The sequence below is a fragment of the Amycolatopsis sp. NPDC104775 genome, from assembly GCF_055583325.1.
The window spans coordinates 211718-237751 of the sequence record NZ_JBVJOE010000004.1 but is presented as its reverse complement, the minus strand read 5'-3'; the positions used below and the strand labels follow the sequence as shown (position 1 = coordinate 237751).

At 71.9% G+C, this 26034-nt stretch carries 7 protein-coding genes and 1 pseudogene; 3 read left to right on the top strand and 5 right to left on the bottom strand.

Features of this window, described 5'->3' with window-relative positions; translation table 11 throughout:
- The first annotated feature begins 95 nt into the window (after positions 1 to 95).
- Together ACZ63D_RS19560 and ACZ63D_RS19555 are read left to right on the top strand one after the other, a co-directional pair.
- On the top strand, positions 96 to 1310 hold the full coding sequence (locus ACZ63D_RS19560; protein WP_465355732.1) for a cytochrome P450: 1215 nt from the start codon (positions 96 to 98) through the stop codon (positions 1308 to 1310).
- Between the two features lie 150 nt (positions 1311 to 1460).
- The gene (locus ACZ63D_RS19555) at positions 1461 to 2459 is read left to right on the top strand and encodes an LLM class flavin-dependent oxidoreductase (RefSeq protein WP_465355731.1); all 999 of its coding nucleotides are present in this window, start codon (positions 1461 to 1463) and stop codon (positions 2457 to 2459) included.
- Positions 2460 to 2538: 79 nt separating this feature from the next.
- Here the strand turns inward: ACZ63D_RS19555 and ACZ63D_RS19550 are convergent, their stop codons facing one another.
- A complete protein-coding gene (locus tag ACZ63D_RS19550) occupies positions 2539 to 3120 on the bottom strand; it encodes a TetR family transcriptional regulator (RefSeq protein WP_465355730.1) in 582 nt (193 codons plus the stop codon).
- Positions 3121 to 3358: 238 nt separating this feature from the next.
- On the opposite strand from ACZ63D_RS19550, the gene ACZ63D_RS19545 reads away from it, so the two are divergent.
- Complete coding sequence (locus tag ACZ63D_RS19545) at positions 3359 to 4843, top strand: MFS transporter (RefSeq protein ID WP_465355729.1); 1485 nt, start codon at positions 3359 to 3361, stop codon at positions 4841 to 4843.
- A gap of 60 nt (positions 4844 to 4903) precedes the next feature.
- Here ACZ63D_RS19545 and ACZ63D_RS19540 read toward each other — a convergent pair whose 3' ends face one another.
- The 4 genes and pseudogenes from ACZ63D_RS19540 to ACZ63D_RS19525 all read right to left on the bottom strand — a co-directional run bounded on the left by ACZ63D_RS19540 (position 4904) and on the right by ACZ63D_RS19525 (position 25981).
- The gene (locus ACZ63D_RS19540; protein WP_465355728.1) at positions 4904 to 6406 is read right to left on the bottom strand and encodes an FAD-dependent monooxygenase; all 1503 of its coding nucleotides are present in this window, start codon (positions 6404 to 6406) and stop codon (positions 4904 to 4906) included.
- Positions 6407 to 6451: 45 nt separating this feature from the next.
- A pseudogene (locus ACZ63D_RS19535) lies at positions 6452 to 9679 on the bottom strand (type I polyketide synthase); the annotation flags it as partial.
- 40 nt (positions 9680 to 9719) lie between these two features.
- Entirely contained in the window at positions 9720 to 19616 is a 9897-nt protein-coding gene (locus tag ACZ63D_RS19530; RefSeq protein ID WP_465355727.1) for a type I polyketide synthase, read from the bottom strand.
- Positions 19613 to 25981, bottom strand: a complete 6369-nt coding sequence (locus ACZ63D_RS19525; RefSeq protein WP_465355726.1) for an SDR family NAD(P)-dependent oxidoreductase — start codon at positions 25979 to 25981, stop codon at positions 19613 to 19615. Before ACZ63D_RS19525 ends, ACZ63D_RS19530 begins: the two co-directional genes overlap by 4 nt.
- Positions 25982 to 26034: the final 53 nt, after the last annotated feature.

Genomic DNA, 26034 nt, shown 5'->3' with positions numbered 1-26034 from the left:
CCGGAGCCAATTCTCCGAAGCGCCGATAAGGCTGCGCTAAAGCCGTGCCAAGGCAGGATTCCGCGGCCGGGGGTCCGTTCTTAGAGTGCGCAACCATGACCAGTCTGAATCCGGCACCGCCGAGGGAAACCGAACTGCCCGAGTTCCCGATGCAGCGCACCTGCCCCTTCCAGCCCCCGCCGGGCTACGCGGCGCTGCGGGCGCACGGCCCGCTGACCCGGGTCGCGCTGTTCGACGGGCGGCCCGCGTGGCTGGTGACCTCGCACGCGGTGGCCCGCGAGCTGCTCACCGACCCGCGGATCAGCTCGGACTGGACCGATCCGGCGTTCCCGGTGCTCAGCCCGGTGCGCGGGGTGATCCAGAAGCAGACCGTGATGATCGGGATGGACGCGCCGGAGCACACCCGGTACCGGCGGATGGTGATCCCGGCGTTCACCGCACGCCGGATCAAAAGCCTGCGCGAGACGCTCGAGCGGATCGTCGACGAGCGGCTGACCGAGCTGCTGGCCGGCGAGACCCCGGCGGATCTGGTGGAGTTCGCGGTGGCCGTGCCCTCCGTCGCGATCTGCGGGCTGCTCGGCGTGCCGTATGCCGACCACGAGTTCTTCGAGACCGAGACGCGCAAGCTGGTCCTGCGCACCTCGGCCGAGGAGGCCGGGGCGGCGCTCGGCAACCTGCAGGAGTTCCTCGACGGGCTGATCGGGCGCAAGCTCGCCGAGCCCGGCGAAGGCCTGATCGACGACCTGATCGGCGGGCCGTACGCCGAGGGCCGGATCGACCGGCCGACGATGGTGCAGATGTGCACGCTGATGCTGATGGCCGGGCACGAGACCACCGCGAACGTCATCCTCCTCGGCCTGCTGACGCTGCTGGAGCATCCCGCCGAGTTCGCCGCCCTGCGGGCCGAGCCGGATCTGGTGCCGGGCGCGGTCGAGGAGCTGATGCGCTTCCTGTCGGTCGCCGAGACCATCCCCCGGGTGGCCGCGGCCGACGTCGAGGTCGAGGGCGTGCTGATCCGCGCGGGCGAGCCGGTGCTGCTGGCCAACTCCGCGATCAACCGTGACGAGCGGGCCTTCCCCGGCGCCGGCCGGTTCGACGTGCGCCGGGCCCCGCGCACGCACACCGGCTTCGGGTTCGGCACGCACCAATGCGTGGGCGGCAACCTCGCCCGGGCGGAGCTGGAGATCGTGTTCCGCGCGCTGGTCGCCCGGTTGCCGGAAACGGTGCGGCTCGCCGTGCCCGCCGAAGAGATCCAGCCGAAGGGGCCGGCCGGGCCGCAGGGCGTCTTCCGGCTGCCGATCACCTGGTGACAAGGTCGGCGTCCGTACCCGATAATGGGTCGCGGACGGCAACCCCGCGCTCGGGACGAACGGCATCTTCCCGCGCGCGGCATGGGTGGTCCCGGCGGTGTGGCCCGGACACGAATCCTGTTCTACGAACCAGATTGGGAAACCACTGCCATGTCCGCATCTCCCGTCCTGAGCGTCTTGGACACCCATCCGGTCTTCGAGGGCGTTCCCGCGCAGACCTCGATCCGCAACGGCCTCGAGCTGGCCCGTGCCGCCGAACGGCTCGGCTACCACCGTTACTGGGTCGCCGAGCACCACAACACCCCGGGGCTCGCCTCTTCCGCGCCGACCGTGCTGATCGGCCGGGTGGCCGCGGCGACCGAGCGGATCCGCGTCGGCTCGGGCGGGGTGATGCTGCCCAACCACCCGCCGCTGGTGGTCGCCGAGCAGTTCGCCACGCTGGAGATCTTCCATCCGGGCCGGATCGATCTGGGCGTCGGCCGCGCGCCGGGCACCGATCCGCTCACCGCGGGTGCGCTGCGCCGTTCGTCGGACCCGTTGTCCGCGCAGGATTTCCCCGAGCAGGTCAAGGAACTCGAGTACTACCTGGACGGCGGGAAGACCCCGCGCGGGCAGGGCATGGAGATCCGCGCGGTGCCGGAGATCGCGGTCCGGCCGCCGGTGTGGATGCTCGGGTCGAGCCCGTCCAGCGGGCTGCTCGCCGCCGAACGCGGCATGCCGTATGCCTACGCCAACCACCTGCGGCCGGACGCGGCGGAGGCGGCCACCAAGGCCTACCGGGAGAATTTCCGGCCGAGTGCGGCGTTCCCCGAGCCGTACGTGATCGTCACCGCGTTCCTCGTCGCCGCCGACACCGAGGAGGAGGCCGCCTACCAGTCGGGGCCGCTGGCGCACGCGCTGGTTGCCGGGCGCAGCAACCCGTTCGCGTTGTTCCCGCAGCCGGACGAGGCCGCGCGGCGCCCGCTGTCGGCAGCCGACCGGCACATCGTGCAGGCCTCGTTCGCCGGTCAGCTGATCGGCTCGACGGACACCGTGCGCACCCGGCTGGCGGAGCTGGTCGAACGCAGCGGCGCCGACGAGGTGATGGCCGTCGCCCCGATCGCCGAACACGCGGCGCGGGTGCACGCGTACGAGATCCTCGCGCAGTAACCACTGCGGACGGTGAAGGGAACCTTGCCGGGCTCCGATCCCCCGCAAGGTCCCCTTCACCGCTGTTCGCGGGCCGGGATCAGGAGCCGGTCAGCGGCAGCAGCACATCGTCCACTATGGACTCCAGCTGCGCAGCGGTGAGCATCGGCCTGCCCAGCGTGCAGTCGTACATCACCATCGCCGGCGCGACCGACGCGATCAGCGCGTTGCGCGGACCGGCGTCCACACCGCAGCGTTTCATCAGTTCCAGCAGGCGTTCCTGGCACGGGTCGAGCACCCGTTCCCGGAACAGCTCGCGCAGCATCGAAGTGTCCTCGCCACTGTGCGCCGCCACCGCCTGGAAGGCCGCGCGCTTGGAGTCGAACAGCGCCGCGTTCAGATAGGACACCAGCTCGATCATCCCGGCCCGCAGCGTCGTGCTCTCGGACACCTCCGGCGGCGGGGGCAGCATGTCGCCGAGGGTGTCACGGACCAGCTCGTCCAGCGAGCTCCACCGCCGGTACAGCGCGGCCTTGCCGGTGCTCGCCGCCGCGGCGATGCCGTCCATGCTCAGCCGGGCGTAGCCCACCGAGCACAGCTGCTCCACGGTCGCGGTGTAGACGGCGTGCACGAGGTCCTCGCCCCGGCGGCGGGTCTTGCGCGGCGGGGCCGCCTCCGTCATTGGTCTCTCCTCCGTCTTCCCGCGGGGTTTCCCGGATTCGCCACCGGGGCGCCCATCTCGGCCCTCGTCACCCGGCGCGCCACCGGGCGACCGTTGCCCACGCGCCGACCGGCTTGTATAGTGTACGGTGCCGTTCACTATACCGCCCGAACCACTCTCCCGGCGGGACCTTCCCCCGCCGGGGCCGTTCCGCGCCGCCCCCGGCCGCGTCCCGCCCCACCGTACCCGAGGAGAACCCATGTCAAGCTCGCCGCAGCCACCCGCCGAGCAGGGAACGGAGGCGACCACCCGCGTCACCGCGCTCACCCTGGCGATCATCGTGTCCTGCGAACTCATGCTGATGCTCGACAGCACGATCATGAACGTCGCGCTGCCGATGATCGGCGAAGGACTCGGCTTCAGTCCGAGCGGCCTGTCCTGGGTGACCAACTCGTTCCTGCTCGCCTTCGGCGGCCTGCTCCTGCTGGGCGGACGCGCCGGGGACATCCTCGGGCGCCGCCGGGTGTTCCTCGTCGGCGTCGCGATGTTCACCACGGCGTCGCTGCTGGCCGGGCTCGCGCAGAACCCGGCGTGGCTGATCGCCACCCGCGCGCTGCAGGGCGCGGGCGCGGCCCTGGCCGGACCGAGCACGCTCGCGCTGCTCACCACGAACTTCACCGGCGAACGCCAGGGCAAGGCGCTGAGCGCGTACTCCTCGGTGACCGCCTCGGCGATGACGCTCGGTCTCATCCTCGGCGGCATCATCACCACGCTGGTGTCCTGGCGCTGGGTGCTGCTGATCAACGTGCCGATCGGGGCGCTCGTGCTGCTGCTCGCGCCGAAGCACGTGACCGAGTCGCCGCGGCACAGCGGCCGGTTCGATCTCTCCGGCGCACTGACGTCGGCGATCGGCGTGCTGGCGGTCGTCTTCGGGCTCGTGCGTGCGGCCGACCACGGCTGGGGCGACCCGGTCTCGCTGGTGATCCTCGCCGCCGGCGTGGTCCTGCTGGCGGTTTTCGTGGCCGTCGAACGCCGCGCCGAGCAGCCGATCATGCCGCTCGGGCTGTTCGCCGACCGCGCCCGAGCGGCCGGGTTCACGAACATGCTGCTGGTGCCGATGGTGACCATGAGCTTCCAGTTCCTGATCATCCAGTTCTTGCAGCTGGTGCTGGGCTTCTCGCCGCTGCAAGCAGGACTGGCGTTCCTGCCGATGGCGGTCGGGCTGCTGATCACCTCGCGCAGCGCGATCAAGGTGCTCAGCCGGTTCGGCGCCAAGCCGACCGCGGCGGGCGGGCTGGTGCTGCTCGCGGCCGCCGCCGGCTGGCTCATCACGATCAGCGCGACGACCGGTTACTTCGGCGGGATCTTCGGGCCGATGTTGCTGGTCGGCCTCGGGCTGGGGTTGATCATCGTGCCGATCAACATGACCATCATGTCCACAGTGGAGCCCTCGGACGCGGGCGCCGCCTCCGGCGTTCTCCAGACGACGATGATGACCGGCTCAGCGCTGGGTATTGCGATCCTGTCGGCGATCTACGCGAGCACCGTGCACTCCGATTCGGCGGTGCGGATCAGCCCCGATTCCATCGCACTGGGCATGCGGCACGGCTTCGTGGCCAGCACCGTCTTCGCCGTCCTGGCGCTGCTGATCACGCTGCTGATTCTGAAAACCCCGGCACGTCCGGCTCCGGCGGCCGCCGTTCCGGAAGAGGCTCAGGCCGAGCCGTCCAGCTCGGCTTCCTGAGGTACGAAAGGTCTCGTGAGTGGCTACTCCGGTGCACACTGGGGCAGCCACTCACGAGCGTCAGCGGCAGGTGCGGCCGAAGCAGGCGCGCAGCGCGTCGCCGACGCGGTAGGGCTCGGTGCCGTCCGGGTCGACGGCGGCCACCCGGCCGTCCGGGCGGATGAGCAGACGGGTGCCCGGCGAGTCCACATCGGACACTTGTACCAAGGCCAGTCCGCAGGCGCCGGGCGCGCCGACCGCGTCAAGCCACTCCGGTTCGGTGTAGGTCAACGCGCCGCGGCCCTGCCGCAGGGCTTCCGCCACTTCGCCACCACCGAGGGTTTTCAGCCGGGCCGGGCTGAGCATGGTGCCCACGATGCCGTCCGGATCGGTGCCGTCCGGTTCCGGATAGCGCGCGTCCAGTCCGGTGACCAGGTCCACGAGGTAGTCGTTGACCTGGGGCAGACGCACCAGCGTGGCGAACAGGTCCCGCAGCTGCGGCACTCCCGGCGAGGGGGCGCCGAGGGCCAGCTGCGCGGCGGTGCTGTTCGCGGCGGCGATCGCGACCGGCTGCCGTTCCTGCTGGTAAGTGTCCAAAATGGTCTCCGGCAGCGTGCCGCGCAGCACCGCGGACAGTTTCCAGCCGAGATTCACCGCGTCCTCGACGCCGGTGTTGATCCGGGCTCCGCCGAGGGCAGGGAACACATGGGCCGCGTCGCCGGCGAGGAACACCCGGCCCGCGCGGTATCGTTCGGCCATTCTCGTGCGCTGCCGGTATCGCTGTGCCCACACCACTTCGGCAGCCGACGGCAGCTCGGCTCCGGTGACGCGGCGCAGGCCCGCGGTCAGCTCTTGCGAGCCGAGCGGGCCGGTTCCGGTGCCCGGCCGGGCGCCGAACTCGGCGGTCATGAACCGCAACAGGCCGTGCCCCGCCGGGGCGCCGGTGTAGAAACCGCCGTTGCCCGGGTGCCGGTGGACGCCGAACAGTTCCGCCGGCAACGCGGCGAAGTCGGCACGGAGGTCGCCGACGAGTCCGTACGACGGAATTTCCGTTTCGCTGGAACCGATTCCGGCCAGCCCGCCGACCGGACCGTCCGGGCCGTCCGCACCGACCAAATAGGACACTCGCAGTTCGTATTCGCCCTCCGGGCCCCGCAGCCGTGCGGTCACGCCGTCGGCGTCCTGAGCGAGGTCGAGCAGTTCGGTGCCGCGGCGAAGGTCCGCCCCGAGCGACCCGGCACGCTCGGCGAGGACCCGTTCGACCGCGCTTTGCGGAATGAGATAGGCGTTTTCCCGTTCCGCTGCCCGCACCGCCGGGTCGAGACCGACCAGCGCGAAATGCGCGGCGGGCAGCACCGTGCCGATCGCCCGGATCGGGTCGAGCCAGTTGCGCTGTGCTAGCAGCTCGGCGGTACCGATGTTGATCGCGATGCCGGGCGCGTCCTCGCGCGGCCTGGGGTTCCGGTCGATCAGCACGGCCGGGATCCCGACCAGCCCGAGCTCGCAGGCCAACGTCAAACCGGTCGGACCGCCGCCGACGATGAGAACACTCGGGTCCGGAAGGGCGATTACCACTACTCTCACCTCATTGTAAGAACCGTTCCGCGAGGTGCGGACGGCGTTGATCGGTCAGCGGGGCGCGAGGCCCTTGGTCAGTTCGGCATGCAGATACCGGACGAGATCGTGCGGCGTCGGGTTCTCGAACACCACGACCGGCGGCAGCAGCAGCCCGGTCGACTCGCAGAGCCGGTTGCGCAGCTCCAGCGCGGTGAACGAGGTGAACCCCGCGTCGGTGAACGGAGTGCGTGCGTCGACCGCGTCCATCGAACTGTGCCCGAGAACCTCGGCGGCCTGGCTGCGCGCGAGGTCCAGCAGCAGCTGGATCTGGCCCTCGGGATCCGCGGCGGCCAGCAGCCGGCGCAGCTCGTCGGACTCCTCGCTCGCCTCGGCGGCCGGGATCGGTTCGGATGCCGGGGCCCGCCAGGTGGCCAGCGCGGGCAGCACGACGGTGAGTGCGTCCCGCTGCTCCGGGGTCAGGGTCAACCGCGCGGCCAGGGCTTCGACGTCCGCGTCGTCCACTGCGGACCAGAACGCCGCGTCACCCCGTCCGCCGGACGGCCCGGTGAGCCAGTAGTCGTTGTGCTGGAATGGATACTTCGGCAGTTCCACGTGGCGGGCGGGGACGGCCGCGAACAGCCTCGACCAGTCGACGCCGGCCCCGCGCACGGAGGCCTGGGCCAAAGCCGTCATCAGGGAGACCTCAGCCGACCGCTTCCGCCGCAACATGGGCAGCGCGGTGACGTCCTGGCCGGACAGCGTCGTCTGGGCGAGCGTGCTCAGCACTCCGTCCGGGCCGGCTTCGAGCAGCAGCCGCGCCCCGCCGTCGTGCATTGCCCGCACCGCGTCGGCGAAACGGACCGGCATCCGCACCTGACGTACCCAATACGACGGATCGCGCAGCTCGTCCCCGGCCAGGGCGCCGGTGACCGTCGAGTACAACGGGATCCGGGCTTCGCGGAAGTCCAGTCCACTGATGGCTTCGCCGAATTCCTCAAGCATCGGTTCCATCAGCGCCGAGTGGAAAGCGTGACTCACCCGCAGCCGCACGCATTTGACGCCGCGGCCGCGGAGCACGGCTTCCACCGCGGCAACGCCTTCTTCGGTGCCGGACAGCGTCGACGCCTGCAGTGCGTTCACCGCGGCGATGCCGACCTCACCGGCCGGGCCGGAAGCGAGCGCGTCGAGCACCTCGCTCTCCGCGGCGGCGACCGAGAGCATCGCGCCGCCGGGCGGCAACGCGCCCATCAACCTGGCCCGCGCGGCCACGAGCCGGGCACCGTCTTCGAGGTCCAACACGCCTGCGGTGACCGCGGCCGCGATCTCGCCCACCGAATGCCCGCACACGTGCGCGGGAACGACGCCCAGCGAACGGCAGACCTCCACGAGAGACACCTGCAAGGCGAACAGCGACGTCTGCGCATACACCGTATGGTCGATGAGGTCGCCTTGACCGCCGTAGACCACGTCGGCGAGCGGCTTCGGCAGCACCGGATCGACTACCGCGGCAACGCGGGCGAAGGTGTCCGCGTAAGCACTGCCGAACACTCCGTTCGGGGATCGCAGTTCGGTGCCCATCCCCGCGCGCTGGCTGCCCTGACCGGTGAACAGGAAGCCCAGTGCCCCAAGGGATTCGGCCGATCCGGTAGCGCTTCCGCGGGCGGTCCGGCCGGCGGCGAGTGAGCTGAGACCGTGCCGGAGGTCGGCCCGGTCGGCGCCGATCACCACTGCCCGCAGCGGATGCCCGGTGCGGTTCGTGACCAGCGCGCGCCCGGCCGACCACAGGTCCACTGCCGGATCCGCGGCCAGCTCGGCCAGCCGGGCGGCCTGTTCCCGCAGCGCCCCGGCGGACCGCGCGGAGAAGACCCACGGCACCGGACCGCTGGGCGCCGGCCCCGCGACCTCGGCCGGTTCGGCAACCGGAGCCGACTCGACGATCAGGTGCGCGTTGGTCCCGCTGATCCCGAAGGACGAGACCGCGGCCCGGCGCACGGGTCCGCGTTCGGGCCATGCCATCGCCCGGCCGGCGAGCCGCACCCCACCGTCTTCCCATTCGACCCGCGAGGACGGGGTCTCGGCATGCAGGGTGGCCGGTACGACCCCGTGCCGCACCGCCTGGACCATCTTGATCACGCCGCCGACCCCGGCCGCTGCCTGGGTGTGGCCCAGATTCGACTTGAGTGAGCCGAGCAGCACCTCGTCGCCGGCGGCCCGGCCCTTTCCATAGACCGCCTGGAGTGCGGTGATCTCGATCGGGTCACCCAGCGTCGTGCCGGTTCCGTGGCCTTCGACCACGTCGATCGCCTCGGGGCCCAGGCCCGCGTCGCCGAGCGCCGCGCGGATGACTCGTTGCTGGGCAAGGCCGTTCGGTGCGGTGAGGCCGTTGGACTGCCCGTCCTGGTTGACCGCGGACCCGGCGAGTACCGCCAGGACGCGGTCGCCGTCGCGCTGCGCGTCGGACAGCCGCTTGAGCACCACGATCCCCACGCCCTCGGCGAATCCGGTGCCGTCCGCGTCGTCGGCGTACGAACGGCAGCGGCCGTCCGGTGAAAGGCCGCGCTGGCGGCTGAACTCGATGAACGGGCCCGGATTCGACATGACGGTCGCCCCGCCGGCCAGCGCCAGCGAGCATTCGCCGGCCCGCAGGGAGTTCATCGCCAAGTGCAGCGACACCAGCGAGGACGAACACGCGGTGTCAACGGTGATCGCCGGCCCGTGGAAGCCGAACGTGTAAGCGATGCGACCGGAGGCGACGCTCGGAGAGCTGCCCTGCCCGAGGAACGCCTCCAGCTCCGGCGGCGCGGCCCCGAGCCGGGTCCCGTAGTCGCTGTACATGAGGCCGACGAACACCCCGGTGTCGCTGCCGTGCAAGGAGTTCGGGTCGAGCCCGGCGTCTTCGAGGCTTTCCCAGCCGACCTCCAGCAGCAGCCGCTGCTGCGGGTCCATCGCGAGCGCTTCCCGCGGCGCGATGCCGAAGAACGCGGCGTCGAATCCGGCCGCGTCGTGCAGGAAGCCGCCGGATCCGGTCACCGAATGCCCGGTGCTGGCCGGATCCGGGTCGACCAGGCCGTGCAGCGCCCAGCCCCGGTTGTCCGGGAAGCCGGAGATCGCGTCGACCCCGCCGGCGACCAGCCGCCACAGCGCGGCGGCCGAATCGGCGCCGCCGGGATAGCGGCAGCCAGCGCCGATCACCGCGATCGGCTCGCGGCCGACCGCCTCGGCCGCACGCAGCCTGCGTTTGGTCGCCTGCAAGTCGATCGTGACCTTGCGCAGGTACTCCACCAGCTCCTGCTCGCTGGGCATCGGCTTCCTCCTCCAGGACGACGGGACGGGATTCGGCTCAACCGTCGACGGTGCTGTCGATGAACCGCAGCAAGGCCTCGGCATCGCCTTCGAGCAGGTCGGATTCGGCTTCCGCGACGCTTTCGGCGGGCGGGCGCAGCTCTCCGAGCAACCGGTGCAACCGGCCGGCCAGCCGCTCCCGGGTCGCCGCGTCCACGGTGGCCGCCAGCAGTACGCGTTCCAGCCGGTCCACCTCGGAGACCAGGTCCACGGCCGGTTCGGCCGGGCGCGCTTGCGTGAGTTCGAGCAGATGCCCGGCCAGCGCGGACACCGTCGGGTAGTCGAACACGACCGTAGTGGCGAGCCGGACGTCCGCGGCACGGGTGATCCGGTTGCGCAGCTCGACCGCGCTCAACGAGGTGAAGCCCAGTTCGGTGAACGGCTGGTCGAGAGGGACCGCGCCGACGTCCTCGTGGCCGAGCACCGCGGCGACGTGGCCTCGGACGAACGTCGTCACCAGCGCCGGCCGTTCGTCCGGTCCGGCGGCCGCCAGCCGAGCCGCCAGCCCGGCCCGCCGGGAAATCGCCGGCGTGGCGGGCGCGATGAGGCCGGCCAGCAGCGGGTGCGCACTGCTACCGCGGGCCCGCAGGCCCGCGAGATCCAGCCGAATCGGCACGGTGACCGGCTCCTCGGTGGCGAGCGCCGCGTCGAACAGGTCGCGGCCGAGCGCGTCGGTGATCGGCTGGATACCGGCGGCGGCCAGCCGGTCGAGGTCGTTCGCGGTCAGCGCGCCGGTCATGCCGCTCGCGGTCGCCCACAGGCCCCACGCCAGCGCGGCACCCGGCAGGCCCAGCGCACGGCGGTGCCGGGCGAGAGCGTCGAGGTAGGCGTTGGCCGCCGCGTAACTGGCCTGCCCGGCGCTGCCGAACGTCCCGGCCGCCGCGGAGAACAGCACCAGCTGCGCGTCGGGCACGATCTCGTGCAGGTGCCAGGCACCCCGCACCTTCGGCCGCAGCACCGCGTCCAGCCGCTCCGGCGTGAGCGTGTCCACCAGGCCGTCGTCGAGCACCCCCGCGGTGTGCAGCACCAGGCTGACCGATCGGCCGGCCAGCGCCGCGGCCACCGCGTCGCGGTCCCCGATGTCGCAGGCCACCGTGTCCACCTTGGCGCCCGCCTCGGCCAGCTCCGTGGCGAATTCCCCGGCACCGGGCGCGGCAGCGCCTTGCCGGCTGAGCAACAGAAGGGCACGGACGCCGTGCCGGGTGACCAGGTGCCGGGCGATGGTCCGGCCGAGCGTGCCCGAGCCCCCGGTGACGACCACGGTGCCTTCGCCGGCGCTCCAGCCGCGGCCGTCCGGCACACTGAGCGGCATCAGCCTCGGGACAAGGGTTCCCGACGAGTTCACCGACAGCTGTGAGTGTCCGCTCCGGAGTGCGGACAGCACCGCCGCGCCGTCCTGCGCGGCGGTTTCGTCGGCGAGGTCGAGCAGCACGACTCGGTCCGGGTGTTCGCTTTGGACGGTCCGCAGCAGACCCCACGCGGTCGCCGCCGCCGGATCGGGCACCGTGGCGGTCGCGCCGGTGGTGACCACGACGAGCCGGGCTTCCGGTGCGTCTTGCCGCCAGCGGTGGACCAGGCTCAGCGCGTCGCGTGCGGCGGTTTCGGCGGCCGACGCGTCGGTGCCGGACGCCGGCAAAGCGGTGAGCACGGATTCCCCGGTCACTGAACCGAAATCGGGTACCACACAGACCCCGCCGCCGGCCGCGATCAGCTCGGCGGCCAGCCGTTCCGCCGGACCGGCGAGCGCGGCCATCGAATCCGGCCAGCCGGCCGGCTCCGCGGGGTCCGCCGGAATCCAGCGCGACACGAACAACGCGTCGTCGACGACGGCAGCCGCGGCGAGGACGTCCGCAGGAACCGCACGCAGCGAGAGCGAGGCAATGCTCAGCAGGACCCGGCCGGTGCTGTCGGCGAGCACGACCGCGAGTTCGTCACCCCGCGGCTCGATCCGGGCACGCAACGGCCCGTCGGCCGCGCTGCCCCCGTACCGGCGGACGCCGGACCAGGCGAACGGCAACCGGATGTGCCCGGCGGGCAGATCGCCGGCCGGGAGCAGCCCGAGCACGTGCAAGGCGGCGTCCACAGTGGCCGGATGGACGTGGTAACCGGCCGCCTCCAGCGGTTCCACCTCGACATACCAGGTGTCCCCCGCCTGCCACGCGGCGCGCAAGCCCTGCAACGCGGGACCGTACTGGTAACCCTGCACGGCCAGGTCCGGATAGAGCCCGTCCACGGCGATCGGCTGCGCCCCGGCCGGGGGCCAGGCCGTCAGGTCGTCGGTCACCGGAGCCACGTCGGGAACCAGCGCGGCAGTGGCGTTCCGAGTCCACTCCGGACTGTTGACCCGGGAATGCACAGTGACCGCGCGGCGACCGGCCGCATCGGACGCTCCTACCGTGACGCGCAGCTCAGCACCGCCGTCCCGCGGCAGCACGAGCGGTGCGACGACGGCGAGTTCGGCCAGTCCGCACCCGGTCCGCAGCACGTCGGCGACGTGCAGAGCCAGGTCCGCGATCGCCGTGGCGGGCACCAGCGTGCTGCCGGAGACGGCGTGGTCGGCGACCCACGGATCGGCCGCGACCGAGATCCGCCCGGTGAAGACGGTGCTGCCGTCGGGCAGGTCCATCCCGGCGCCGAGCACCGGGTGCATCGCCGGTACGAGGCCGAGTGCGGCCGGATCGCCGGTGCCGCGGGCCGGCTCGGGCCAGAAGCATTCGCCCTGGAACGGATACGTCGGCAGGTCCGCGAGCGGCCCGGCGCTGCCCACCGCGGGGGTCCAGTCGACCGGCACCCCGGCGGTGGCCAGTTCCGCCACCGCGGCCAGCCAGCGCCGCCAGCCGCCGCGTTCGCGGACCAGCGTGCCGGCGACGACCGAGGCCGCGCCGCCCGTTGCGGCTTCCACGGTCTCCTCGACCGGAAGCCGCAACGTCGGATGCGGACTCGGTTCGAGGAACACCCGGTAACCCTGTTCGGCCAGCCCGCTCACCGCATCCCGCAGCCGGACCGTCCGCCGCAGGTTCGTGTACCAGTACTCGGCGTCCATAGTGGACGGATCGATCGCGGTACCGGTCACAGTGGACTGCACGACCACCGTGGTCGGCCGCGGCCGGATGCCGGCGAGGTCGCGCGCCAGCCGTTCCCGCAGCTGTTCGACCTGCCGGGTGTGCGACGCGTAGTCCACCGGGATGCGGCGTGCGGTGACCCCGGCTTCGGCGCATTCGGTCAGCAACTCGTCGAGTGCTTCGGGTTCCCCGGCGACGACTGTCGCGGTAGGACCGTTGACGGCGGCGATGGCGATCCGCCCGTTCCAGCGTTCGATCCGGGCGGCCGCTTCGGCGGTCGTCGCGACCATCGAGACCATGCCGCCCTGTCCGGCCAGTTCGCCGATCGCGATGCTGCGCCGGGCGACGACCAGCGCCGCGTCCCGCAGGGTGAGGGCCCCGGCCACGCAGGCCGCCGCGATCTCGCCTTGGGAATGCCCGATCACCGCGTCCGGGTAGACGCCGAAGGACTGCCACAGCCGGGCCAGGGAAACCATCACCGCGAACAGCATCGGCTGCACGACGTCGACCCGGTCGAGCCCCGGCGCGCCCGGTTCGCTGCGCAGGACCGCCAGCGGCGACCAGTCGACGTGCTCGGCCAGCGCCTCGGCGCATTCGGTGAACGCATCGGCGAACGTGTCGCTGTGGTCGAACAACTCCGCGGCCATGCCGGCCCACTGCGAGCCCTGACCGGGGAAAACGAAGGCGATCGGCCCGTCCGCGCCCCGCATGACGCGGCCGCTGACCACGGTGTCGACCAGCGGTTCGGCCGTCTCCCGCAACCCGTCGCGGAGACCGTCGGCGTCCTCGGCGAGCACGACCGTGCGGTACTCGAAGACGTCCCGGTGCCGGGCCAGCGTCCGCGCGACCGCAGCGGCCTCGGCCGGAACGTCAGCGGCAAGTCGCGTCGCGAGCTCGTGCAATGCTTCTTCGGATCGGGCCGAGAGCACGAACGGAAGGACCCTTGCCGGCTCGGCCACAGCGGGACCGGCCGGCTCCTCGGGCTGTTCCAGGATCACGTGCGCGTTCGTGCCGCTGATTCCGAACGACGAGACCGCCGCGCGCCGAGGGCGGTGCGCTTCCGGCCACGGCGTCGTTTCGGTGACCAAGGCGACCGCGCCGCTGTTCCAGTCGACCTTGCTGCTGGGTGCGTCGACGTGCAGGGTCGGGGGCAGCACCCCGTGCCGCAGCGCCTGCACGGCCTTGATCACGCCGGCGACGCCCGCGGCGGCCTGCGTGTGGCCGATGTTGGACTTCACCGAACCAAGCCACAGTGGACGGTCGGCAGGCCGGTTCCGGCCGTAGGTCGCCAGCAGAGCACTGGCCTCGATCGGGTCGCCCAGCCGGGTGCCGGTGCCGTGTGCCTCCACCAGGTCCACGTCGGCAGTACTCAACCCCGCACCGGCGAGCGTGTCCCGGATCAGCCGTTCCTGCGCGGCGCCGTTCGGGGCGGACAGGCCGTTGCTGGCGCCGTCCTGGTTCAGGCCGTGCCCACGGAGGACCGCGAGTACCGGGTGCCCGTTGCGGCGTGCGTCGGACAGGCGTTCCAGCAGTACGAGACCGGCTCCTTCGCCCCAGCCAGTGCCGTCCGCGGCGTCCGCGAACGCCTTGCAACGCCCGTCGGCAGCGAGCGCCCGCTGCCGGCTGAACTCGACGAAAAGGCTCGGCTTGGACAACACCGTGACGCCACCGGCGAGCGCCAGCGTGCACTCACCGGCACGCAGTGCCTTGGCGGCCAAGTGCATTGACACCAGCGAGGACGAGCACGCGGTGTCGACACTGACCGCCGGGCCCTGCAGGCCGAAGGTGTAAGCCAGCCGTCCGGAAAGGACACTGCTCGCCGTTCCGGTGACCACGAAGCCTTCACTAGCACCGGGATCGGCCATCAGCAGCGACGAGTACTCCTGGCCGTTGGTCCCGACGAACACGCCGGTGGACGTGCCACGCAGGTCGCTCGCACGCAGCCCGGCGCGTTCGAAAAGCTCCCACGCGATCTGCAGCGCGACGCGCTGCTGCGGGTCCATCGACAACGCTTCGCGGGGCGAGATGCCGAAGAACGCGGCATCGAACATCGTTGCGTCGTGCAGGAATCCGCCGGTGCGCACAGTGGACTTGCCTGCCGCGTCGGGGTCCGGGTCGTAGAGCGCGTCCGGGTCCCAGCCGCGGTCGGCAGGAAACTCGCCGATCGCATCGGCGCCTTCGGCGACCAGCCGCCACAGGTCCTCCGGCGACCGCACCCCGCCGGGGAACCGGCAGCTCATCGCGACGATGGCGATCGGGTCGTCCGCGGCCGCCACGTCGGTCCTCCGGCCGTCTTCGGTGGCGCCCTCGCCGAGCAAGCCGAGCAGGTGGGTGGCGAGCGCGTCCGGGGTCGGCTGGTCGAACACCACCGTCGTGGGCAAGCTCAAGCCGGTGGCCGCGACGATGCGGTCGCGAAACTCCACCGCCGTCAGCGAGTCGATGCCGAGTTCGGTGAACGGGCGTGCCGAGTCCAAACCGGACGGATCGGAGTGCCCGAGCACCACAGCGACCTGCTCGCGGACCAGGTCCCGAAGAGCGCGTTCCCGTTGTTTCGCCGGCAAACCGGCGAGCTCCGTGGTCGGAACGGGGGTAGCCGCCACCGTGGCCGGTGCGGTGAGCAGTGCGTCGAAGAACCGGGTCGGGCGGCTCGACGTGAACGCCTTGACGAACACTGGCCAGTCGATGTCCGCGATCACCGCGGTGGTGGCCTCGGTGGCCAGCACGTCGGCGAGCGCGGTGACGGCCTGCTTCGGGTCGAGTCCCCGTAGACCGCGTTTGCGCAGATACTCGGCGGCTTCGGCGTCGACCATGCCGTCTCCGGCCCACCGGCCCCACGCGATCGACACGGCTTTCTGCTTGCGGCTCCGGCGGGTGCCGGCGATCGCGTCCAACGCGGCGTTCGCCGCGGCGTACAAGGCTTGGCCGCCCGCACCCCACGTGCCCGAAACCGAGGAGTAGAGGACAAAGGCGTCGAGCTCGGTATCGGCGAAAATCGCGTCGAGGGCTTTGGCGCCTTCGACCTTCGCACCGCACACCTCGGCGACTTCGGCCTCGGTGATCGACTCTGTTTCGCCGCGCCACAGCGCACCCGCAGTGTGCACGACCGCGCGGTACGGCGCGTCAGCGTCCTTCGCGGCCGAGACCACCGAGGCCAGCTCACCGGCGTCGGTGACGTCGCAAGCCAGGATCTCGACCTCGGCGCCGAGTTCAGTCAATTCGGCACGCAGCGCGCCGGCGCCGTCCGCGGCCGGGCCACGCCGGCTGAGCAGCACCACCCGGGTCGCGCCGCGTTCGACGAGCATCCGCGCGACGTGCCCGCCCAGCGCTCCGGTACCACCGGTGATCAGCGCGGTACCGCTGGTACGCCACTGTCCGCCGTGGTCTTCGGCACGGACCAGCCGCGGGACGAACACACCGGCCGCCCGGACGGCGAACTGATCTTCCACACCCGGCTCGGCGAGCACCGCGCGCAGCCGCGCGGCGCTCCGCCGGTCGAGGGTGCCGGGCAGGTCCACCAGGCCACCACGGCAACCCGGTCGCTCGAGCGAGATCGTGCGCAGCAAACCCCATATCGCCGCCTGTTCCGGCCGCATGGCCCGGCGGTGGTCGCTCGGGACCGCGGCGACGGCGTCCCGAGTGACCACCCACACCGGAACTTCGATGCCGGCTCCGGTCACGGCGGCAAGCGCGGCAAGCGTGGCTGTGACGGAGCCGTCGGCCGCGACGACCACACCGGCGACATCGCCGATCGGGTCCGTAGCGAAAGCTTCCGGCGTGACGGTGCGCACGTCGGTGCCGAGCACGGCCACCAGATCCGCCGCTTCGCCGACGACAAGCCAGGTACCCCGCGGCACCGCGGCACTGGTGTCCACAGCAGACCACTGGACCTGCAGTTGCAATTCGGCGGCAGCAGCCCGCTGCGCCTGTCCCCGTCGCCAGGCCGCCAGCGCAGGGACCACCTCGGCGAGCGCGGCGCGGCCGGACTCCGGCAGGTCGAGCTTCTCCCCCAAAGTCGTGATGTCGTCCGCTTCCACGGCTGTCCAGAAGTCCGCACCGGTGTCCCTAATGGACGGTGCTGCCGGGTTCAGCCAGAGGTCGGTCCGCTGGAACGGATAGGTCGGAAGGTCAGTCCGCGTGGCACCGGTCCAGTCGAACAGCGAAACCCGGTCCGGAGACGGAGTCCGCAGCTGCGCGGTCACCACCGCGTCGAGCAGTGTTTCCGCCGCGTCTCGCTTTTCCCTCGCCGCGGCGGCGAACACGACCTCATCGGTGCATTCGCGGGCCAGCGCACTCAACGCACCGTCCGGCGCGATTTCCACCGCCGTCCGGACTCCGAGCTCAGTGAGCGTACGCACGCCGTCGGCGAACCGGACAGCCTGGCGGATATGCCGCGCCCAGTACTCCGGCGACCGGGCGTCCTCGGCAGTGAGCAGCCGACCGGTCACATTGGACACCACCGGGATCGAGGGGTGGTGGAACTCCAGCGCGTCCGCGATCCCGGCGAACTCGTCGAGAATGCCCTCCATGTGCGGGGAATGGAACGCGTGGCTGACCCGCAGCCGGGTGACCTTCCGGCCGGCCGCGGTCCACTGCGCGGCGAGTTCGTCCACCGCTTCCCGATCCCCGGACAACACTGTCGCTTGTGGACCGTTGACGGCCGCGACTTCGACGACGGAACGGTAGTCCGCCAGCGTCTCGCGCACCTCCCTCTCCGAGGCCCGGATCGCCGCCATCGCGCCACCGGACGGCGCGGCCGCCATCAACCGGCCGCGAGCGCCGACCAATACGCAGGCGTCCTCCAGCGACAGGACGCCCGCGGCGTGCGCTGCGGCCAGCTCGCCGATCGAGTGACCGAGCAGCACGTCGGGACGCAAACCCCAGGCGTGCAGCTGCCGGTAGAGCGCGATCTCCATGGTGAACAACGCGGGCTGAGTGAACTCGGTCCGGCCGAGCAAGTCCGGTTCATCCCACATCACCTGTCGCAACGGCGTCGGCAACTGCGAGTCGAAACGCTCGGTGATCTCGTCGAAAGCCTCGGCGAACACCGGGAACGCCGCGTGCAAAGCCCGGCCCATGCCCAGTCGCTGGCTGCCCTGCCCGGCGAATAGGAACGCCAGCCCACCGGTCACCGTGGACGGAGCGATCCGCCCGTCGGCGATTTCCGACAGCGTGGCGAGCAGCCGATCGCGATCCGCAGCGACGACGCCCGCGCGGTACTCGAAGAACGACCGTCCGGCCGCCATCGAGTACGCCGCATCCAACGGCCGAGGTGCAGAATCCGAACGCAGCAACGCATCCAGCCGCCGGGCCTGATCCCGCAGCGCGGCCACGGACCGTGCGGACAGCAGCAACGGCACCGCAGGCAGGGACACCGGCGTGTCGGCGGGCACGGAGGTCTCCTCGGCCTGCTCGACGATCACGTGCGCGTTCGTCCCGCTGATGCCGAACGACGACACCGCCGCACGACGCGGACGCTCGGCTTCCGGCCACGGCATCGCGTCCGCGAGCAGCTGCACCGCGCCACCGGACCAGTCGACATCGGGAGTCGGCTCGTTCAAGTGCAACGTCGGCGGCAGCGTACCGGCGCGCATCGCCATGATCATCTTGATCAGCCCGGCGGCACCAGCCGCCGCCTGCGCGTGCCCGATGTTCGACTTGATCGAGCCGAGCCACAGGGGCCCAGCGGGCCGCGACTGGCCGTAGACCTCCAGCAGTGCCCGGGCTTCGATCGGATCGCCGAGCACGGTGCCCGTGCCGTGGGCCTCGACGGCGTCGACGTCCCCGGCGCGCAGCCCGGCGGCCGCCAGTGCCGAGCGGATGACCCGGGCCTGGGCCGGCCCGCTCGGCGCGGTGAGGCCGTTGGACGCGCCGTCCTGGTTCACCGCGCTGCCGCGGATCACCGCGAGCACCGGGCGACCGTGCGCGCGGGCGTCCGAAAGCCGTTCGAGCAGCAGCAGACCGGCGCCCTCGCCGAGGCCGGTTCCGTTGGCGTCGCTGGAGAACGACCGGCACCGCCCGTCGGGGGACAGCCCGCCCTGCCGGGCGAACTCGACGAACACCTCGGGCGTGGCGAGCACCGTCGCCCCGCCGGCCAGCGCAAGCGAGCATTCGCCCTGCCGCAGCGACTGCACGGCCAGGTGCGTGGCCACCAGTGACGATGAACAGGCGGTGTCGAGGGTGATCGCCGGGCCGCGGAAGCCGAACTGGTAGGCCAGCCGGCCGGACGCCACGCTGTTCTGGGTACCGGTCATCCGATAGCCCTCGACGCCGGGATCCTCGGTGCCCGCGGCGTAGTCCTGGCCGATCACGCCGACGAACACGCCGGTGTCGCTGCCCCGCAGCGTGTTCGCGTCGATTCCGGCGCGTTCGACGGCTTCCCACGCGGTTTCCAGCAGCAGCCGCTGCTGCGGATCGGCCGCGATCGCCTCGCGCGGGCTCATCTCGAAGAACGCCGGGTCGAACCCGCCGGCGCCGGTGAGGAAGCCGCCGCTGCGGGCCGCGGCGCTGCCCAGCCCGCTGCCGGAGGCCAGCCCGGTCAGGTCCCAGCCGCGGTCGGCGGGGAACGGGGTGATCGCGTCGGTCCCGCTCGACACCAGTTCCCACAGGTCTTCGGGACCGCGCACCCCGCCGGGGAAGCGGCAGCCGATGCCGATCACCGCGATCGGCTCGTTCGCCCGGGCCTCGTGCTCGCGCACCTGCTGCCGCGCGGACTTGAGGTCGGCGGTGGCCCGGCGCAGGTAGTCGCGGAGCCGGTCCTCGGTCGAGCCGGCGTTGCCCTGCCGGTCGGTCACGGTCATCACACCTTCTGTTCCGGTGAGGCGGGTGGTGGTCATCTGCCGAGTTCCTCGTCGAGCGCGGCGAACAGCTCGTCGTCCCCGGCCTCGGCGTATGCGGAGGTCTCCACGGCGCTCAGCAGCTCGCGCAGCAGCCGGCCGACCGCCTCGCGTTCGTTCTCCGGGACCCCGGTCACGGCGTCTCGCAGCCGCTCCAGCTCGGGCAGCACCTCGGGTACCGCTTCGGCCGCACGCGACGCCGGTCCGATCCGGGTGCCCAGGTACTCGGCCAGTTCCGCGGGCGTCGGATGGTCGAACACCAGCGTCGCGGCCAGCGACAACCCGGTGGCGGCCTTGAGCCGGTTGCGGAATTCCACCGCGGACAGGGAGTCGAAGCCGATCTGCTTGAACGACTTGGCTTTCTCCACCGAATCGGCACCGCTGTGGCCGAGCACCGCGGCAGCCGTGGTGCGGACCAGGTTCAGCAAATGCCTGCCGCGTTCCACTGTGGACATTCCGGCCAGCAGGCCGGTGAACGACTCGGGGGTCCGCGCACCGGCCGCGGCGGCGAGCCGGACCGGACGCGGCCCGTCCTGGCGCAGCAACGGATGCGCGGTACCGGAACGCGACAGTGCGGCGCGATCGACCGGCACGGCCACCACCGCCGCCGGCCCGGCGGTCAGCGACTTGTCCAGCAGGCGCAGCCCGAGTTCGTCGGACAGCGCACCGAAACCGGCGCGTGCCAGCCGTTCCCGGTCGGCACCGGCCAAATGCCCGGTCATCGCACTGACGCGGGACCACAGTCCCCATGCGACAGACACCGAGGGAAGTCCGAGCGCCTGCCGGTGTTCGGCCAGCGCGTCGAGGTACGCGTTCGCGGCCGCGTACGCCGACTGGCCCGGATTGCCCATCACCGCGGCGGCGGAGGAGAACAGTACGAAAGCCGCCAGCTCGTGGTCACGGGTCAGCTCGTGCAGGTGCCATGCGGCCTCGACCTTCGGCCGGAGCACGGCGTCGAGCCGCTCGGGCGTCAACGAGGACACCATGCCGTCGTCGATCACGCCCGCCGCGTGCACGACCGCGGTGAGCGGATGCGCCAGGCCGTCCAGGACTTTGGCGAGATCGGCGCGGTCCGCCGCGTCACAGGCGACCACGGAAGCTTGCGCGCCGAGCTTCGCCAGGCGGGCGACCAGGTCCGCAGCGCCGTCGGCGGCCGGGCCCCGACGGCTGGTCAGCACGAGCCGGCGCGCACCGTGCTCCCGGACCAGGTGCTCGGCGGTCAGGGCGCCCAGCGCACCCGTGCCGCCGGTGATCAGCACGGTGCCGTCCGGATCGAGCGGAGCGGGCAGGGTGAGCACCATCTTGCCGACGTGCCGGGCCTGGCTCAGGTGCCGCAACGCCTCCGGCGCGCGCGGGGCCGCCCACGCGGTCACCGGCAGCGGGCCGAGGGTGCCGGCACGGAACAGCGGCAGCAGCTCGGCCAGCATCTGCCGGGTCCGGTCGTGGCTGGGATCGCGCACGTCGTAGGCGAGATACGCGACGCCCTCGTGGTCGGCGGCGACCTTCTCCGGATTCCGGATGTCCTGCTTGCCCATCTCCAGGAATCGGCCGCCGGGCGCGGTCAGCCGCAGCGAGGCGTCGACGAACTCCCCGGTCAGCGAGTTCAGCACGAGATCGACCCCGCGGCCGCCGGTCGCGTCCCGGAACTTCTCCTCGAACTCGGTGGTCCGGGAGCTGGCGATGCGCTCGTCCGGGATGCCGCGCTCGCGCAGCAGCGGCCACTTGGCCGGGCTCGCCGTGGCGTACACGGTCAGACCCCAGTGTTCGGCCAGCTGCAGGGTGGCCAGGCCGACCCCGCCGGTCGCCGCGTGCAGCAGCAGCGACTCGCCCGCGCGGGCCCCGGCCAGCTCGGCCAGTCCGTAGTACGCGGTCAGGTAGGCCACGCAGACCGTCGCCGCGTCGGGGAACGACCAGTCGTCCGGGAACGTGGTCAGCAGCCGGTGGTCGGTCACCGCGAACGGGCCGGTGGCACCGAGTTCGAACAGGCCGAGCACCCGGTCGCCGACCCGCAGATCCGGCACGTCCGGACCGAGGGCGACCACGACGCCGGCCGCCTCGGCGCCGACTGCCGCGTCGCCCGGGTACATGCCGAGGCTGATGATCACGTCCCGGAAGTTCAGGCCGACCGCGCGCACGGCGACCTTCACCTGTCCCGGCGCCAGGTCTTCGTCGACGTGCGGGGCGGGCGCGAAGGTGAGCTTGTCCAGCGAACCGTGCCCGGTCAGGCCCAGCAGCCACGGCCCCCGCGGCGGGGTGAGCACGTCGGGGTCCGCCGTGACCGGGGTCAGCGCCGGACGCAGGACGATGCCTTCGCGAATGGCCAGCCGCGGCGCGCCGGCCACCGCGAGCGCGGCCGGCAGCGCGTCGAGCGAGCGGGGATCACTGTCCACATCGATCAGCCGGAACCGGTCCGGATGCTCGGCTTGGGCCGAGCGCAGGAACCCGTCCGCGGCCGCTGCCGCGAGCGCGGGCGTCTCGCCGGGCCGGGCGGACACCGCCGCCGACGTCACGATCGCGAGTCTGCCTTCGTCCGTGGCAAGCCGGTTCTGCACCAGGGTCAAGGCACGGTGAGCCGCCTCGATGGCGGCCTGCGCCTCGGTACCGGGGGCGTCGAAACGGAGGACCGCGTCTGCGAGGTTGCCGGCCGGCCGGATGGCTTCACCGTCGAGCGTCACCGCTGGGGCATCATCGAGTTCGGCCGTGTCGACCGGATGCCACCGCAGCAGGTGCAGGGCTTCGGCCGTGTCGTCGGCACTGTTCAGGAGCTCCCGCAACGACACCGGGCGCGTCGCCAGTGCTTCCAGCTCGGCCACCGGGGCGTCCTGCGGGTCGTAGAGCCGCACGGTGTGCCCGCCCTCCGCCAGCTCGATCACCGCGCGTACCGCGGTCGCGCCCTCGGCGAAGATCTCCACCGCGCCGACGGCGAACGGCAACGCCACCGTGCCCGGTTCGGCCGCCACGGACGCGATCGCCAGCGGATGCAGAGCGGCATCGAGCAACGCCGGGTGAAGGGTGAAGCCGTCCTCACCCTCGGGCAGTTCGACTTCGGCGTAGTGCGTGCCGCCGGACTGCCACGCCCTGCGCAGGCCACGGAACGCGCCGGTGTAGTGGTACCCGGCTTCGGCGAGCTCGTCGTAACGGCCGGCCGGCTCGATCTCGTCACCCTCGGGCGGCCAGGCACTGTTGCGCACGGGGGTTGGACCGGATTCGGCGAGCGCCGCGGTCACGTGCTGCGTCCACGGGCCGCCCGGCACGGCGGAGTGGATTTCCAGCGTCCGTGCGGCTCTGTCCACAGTGATCTGAAGCCGGACCGCGGCATCGCTGAGCATCAGCGGCCGATGAAAGGTGACGTCGGCGAGCCGCGGGAAGCCGGACGACGCGGCGGCGTGCCAGGCGAGTTCGAGGAAGGCAGTGGCAGGCAACAGGACCCGCGAACCGACCTGGTGCCCGGCCAGCCACGGCTGTTCCCCGGTCGAGATCCGGCCGCTGAACACGGTCTGCTCGCGGCCGGCGACGGTGGTCACCGCTCCCAGCAACGGATGCGTGGCCTCGTCCAGGCCCAGCCCAGCCGGCTCTCCGGTGGGGCGAGCCGTGTCGAGCAGCCAGTAGTCGGAGTGGTCGAACGCGTAGGTGGGCAACTCGACAGCACGCGCGGCCGGGTGGTCGGTGAGCTTGGTCCAGTCCACCGGCGCACCGCGGGTGTAGGCCGCGCCGAACGACCTCAGCAGCCGGGACCAGCCGCCCTTCTCGCGGCGCAGGGTTTCGACGAACGCAGCCGGCGCACCGGCCTGTTCGATGGTGTCCCCGATTCCCGCCGCCAAGACCGGATGGGGACTGCATTCGATGAACAACGTGTGGCCGTCCCGCAGGGCGGCGATGACCGACTGTTCCAAAAGGACCGGCTGACGGAGATTGCGGTACCAGTAAGCCGGAGTCATTTCGGCGGTGTCGAATACGCCACCGGTCACCGTCGAGTAGACCGGCACTTGGGACGCGCGCGGGGTGATCCCGGCGAGATCGGCCGGCAGCCGCTCTTCGAGCCGGGCGACGTGTGCCGAGTGCGACGCGTAGTCGACCGGCACCCGGCGGGTGTCTTCTTCCGCGGCGGCGAAGAGTTCGTCCAGCGCGTCGGCATCGCCGGAGACGACGATCGAGGCGGGCCCGTTGACCGCGGCGATGCCTATCCGGCCCTCCCAGGCAGCGATCCGCTTTTCGACGTCGGCTCGCGCGGCGGCGATGGACACCATGCCGCCGAGGCCGCTCAGCTCCGTGATGGCGGCGCTGCGCAACGCAACCACCTTGGCACCGTCCTCAAGAGACAGTGCACCGGCGACGACCGCTGCGGCGATCTCGCCCTGCGAGTGCCCGATGACCGCACTCGGCTCGACGCCGTGGGCACGCCACAACGCGGCCAGCGACACCATCATTGCGAACAACGCAGGCTGCAGGACGTCGACTCGGTCGAGCGACGGTGCGCCGGGCTTCTCGGCCAGCACATCCAGCAAGTGCCAGCCGGTGTGCGGGGCCAGCGCATTCGCGCATTCTGCCATCCGCTCCGCGAACACCGGCGCGGTCGCGAGGAGTTCTTCGGCCATGCCCTGCCACTGCGAACCCTGTCCAGGAAAGACGAACACGGTCGCCGGCGCCGGAGCCGACGCGTCGATCTCGATCGGCTCGGCGGCAAAAACGCCCTCCGCGACCGCGGTCAGCTCCGCAGCCAGCTCGTCGCCGGTCGCGCCGGCCACGACTGTCCTGAGTGGATGCTGACTTCGCGTGGTGAGCAGCGAGTGCGCCAAATCCGCCGGGTGTGCGTCGACCTCCGCGAGACGGGCCGCCTGTGCTCGCAACGCGTTGACGCTGCGAGCGGACAGCACGAGCGGCACCGGCCCGTTCGGCGCCTCCGCCTCGGCTGCCGGCTCGGCTGCCGGAGGCGCCTCCACGACGACGTGGGCGTTGGTGCCGCTGATTCCGAAGGCGGACACCGCGCCGCGACGGGTGCCGGAACGTCGCGGCCACTCACGTTCCGTCGTCAGGACTTCCACCCCGCCGCCGTCCCAGTCGACCTTCGTGGACAGTCGATCGGCGTGCAGGCTGCGCGGCAGCCGGCCGTGCCGGATCGCCTCGACGAGCTTGATCACCCCGCCGACCCCGGCCGCGGCCTGAGTGTGGCCGATGTTGGCCTTGAGCGAGCCGACGAACAGCGGATCATCGGCTCGCTCGCGGCCGTAGACCGCCTGCAGCGCGGCGATTTCGATCGGGTCACCCAGCGGCGTGCCCGTGCCGTGGCCCTCGACGACGTCGACCGCGTCCGGATCGACCCTTGCGTCCCGGAGCGCGGCACGGATGACCCGCTGCTGCGCCACGCCGTTCGGCGCGGTGAGCCGGCTGCTGGCGCCGTCGGAGTTGACCGCGCTGCCGGGAATGACCGCCAGCACCTGGTTTCCGTCCCGCACAGCATCGGAAAGCTTGCGCAACGCGAGAACACCGACGCCTTCGCCCCAGCCGGTGCCGTCCGCGGATTCGGCGTAGGCCTTGCAGCGGCCGTCCGGCGAAAGCCCGCGCTGACGGCTGAACTCGATGAATGTCTGCGGCGACGACATCACGGTGGCCCCGCCGGCGAGCGCGACGGAGCACTCGCCCGCGCGCAACGCCTTTGCCGCCAAGTGAATCGCCACCAGCGAGGACGAGCACGCAGTGTCCAAAGTGAGCGTCGGACCCTGGAAACCGAAGGCGTAGGAAACCCGGCCGGAGGCGATGCTGCCCAGGCTGCCGTTGGCCAGGTGGCCCTCGAAACCGTCCGGGACCGTGGCGAACCGCGACGCGTAGTCGTGGTACATCACGCCGACGAACACGCCGGTGTCGCTGCCGCGCAGCGAGACCGGGTCGATCCGGGCTGATTCCAGGCTCTCCCAGGCGACTTCGAGCAGCAAGCGCTGTTGCGGGTCCATCGCCAGCGCTTCGCGTGGTGCGATGCCGAAGAATCCGGCGTCGAATCCGGCCGCGTCGTAGAGGAATCCGCCGGAGCGGGTGACCGAATGCCCGGCGCGGTCCGGGTCGGGATCGTAGAGCCCGCCGGTGTTCCAGCCGCGGTCGGCCGGGAACTCGGCGATCGCGTCCACGCCGCGGTCGACCAGCTCCCAGAGCCCGGCCGGGTTACGCACGCCACCCGGGTACCGGCAGGCCATGCCGACCACCGCGATCGGCTCGTGCGCCGCGGATTCCGCCTCCCGCAGCCGCCGCTTGGTGGTCTGCAGATCGGCGGTGACCTTGCGCAGGTAGTCGCGGAGCTTGTCCTCCGTGCTGCTGCCCGGGTTCGTCCCGGAGGGGTTCGGCCCCGCGTTGTTCACTGGCCCTGAACTGGTCATCCGGCTGGGTCCTCTCTCCGCCGAGCGATGGCGACGGCGCGAATGTGCCTTCC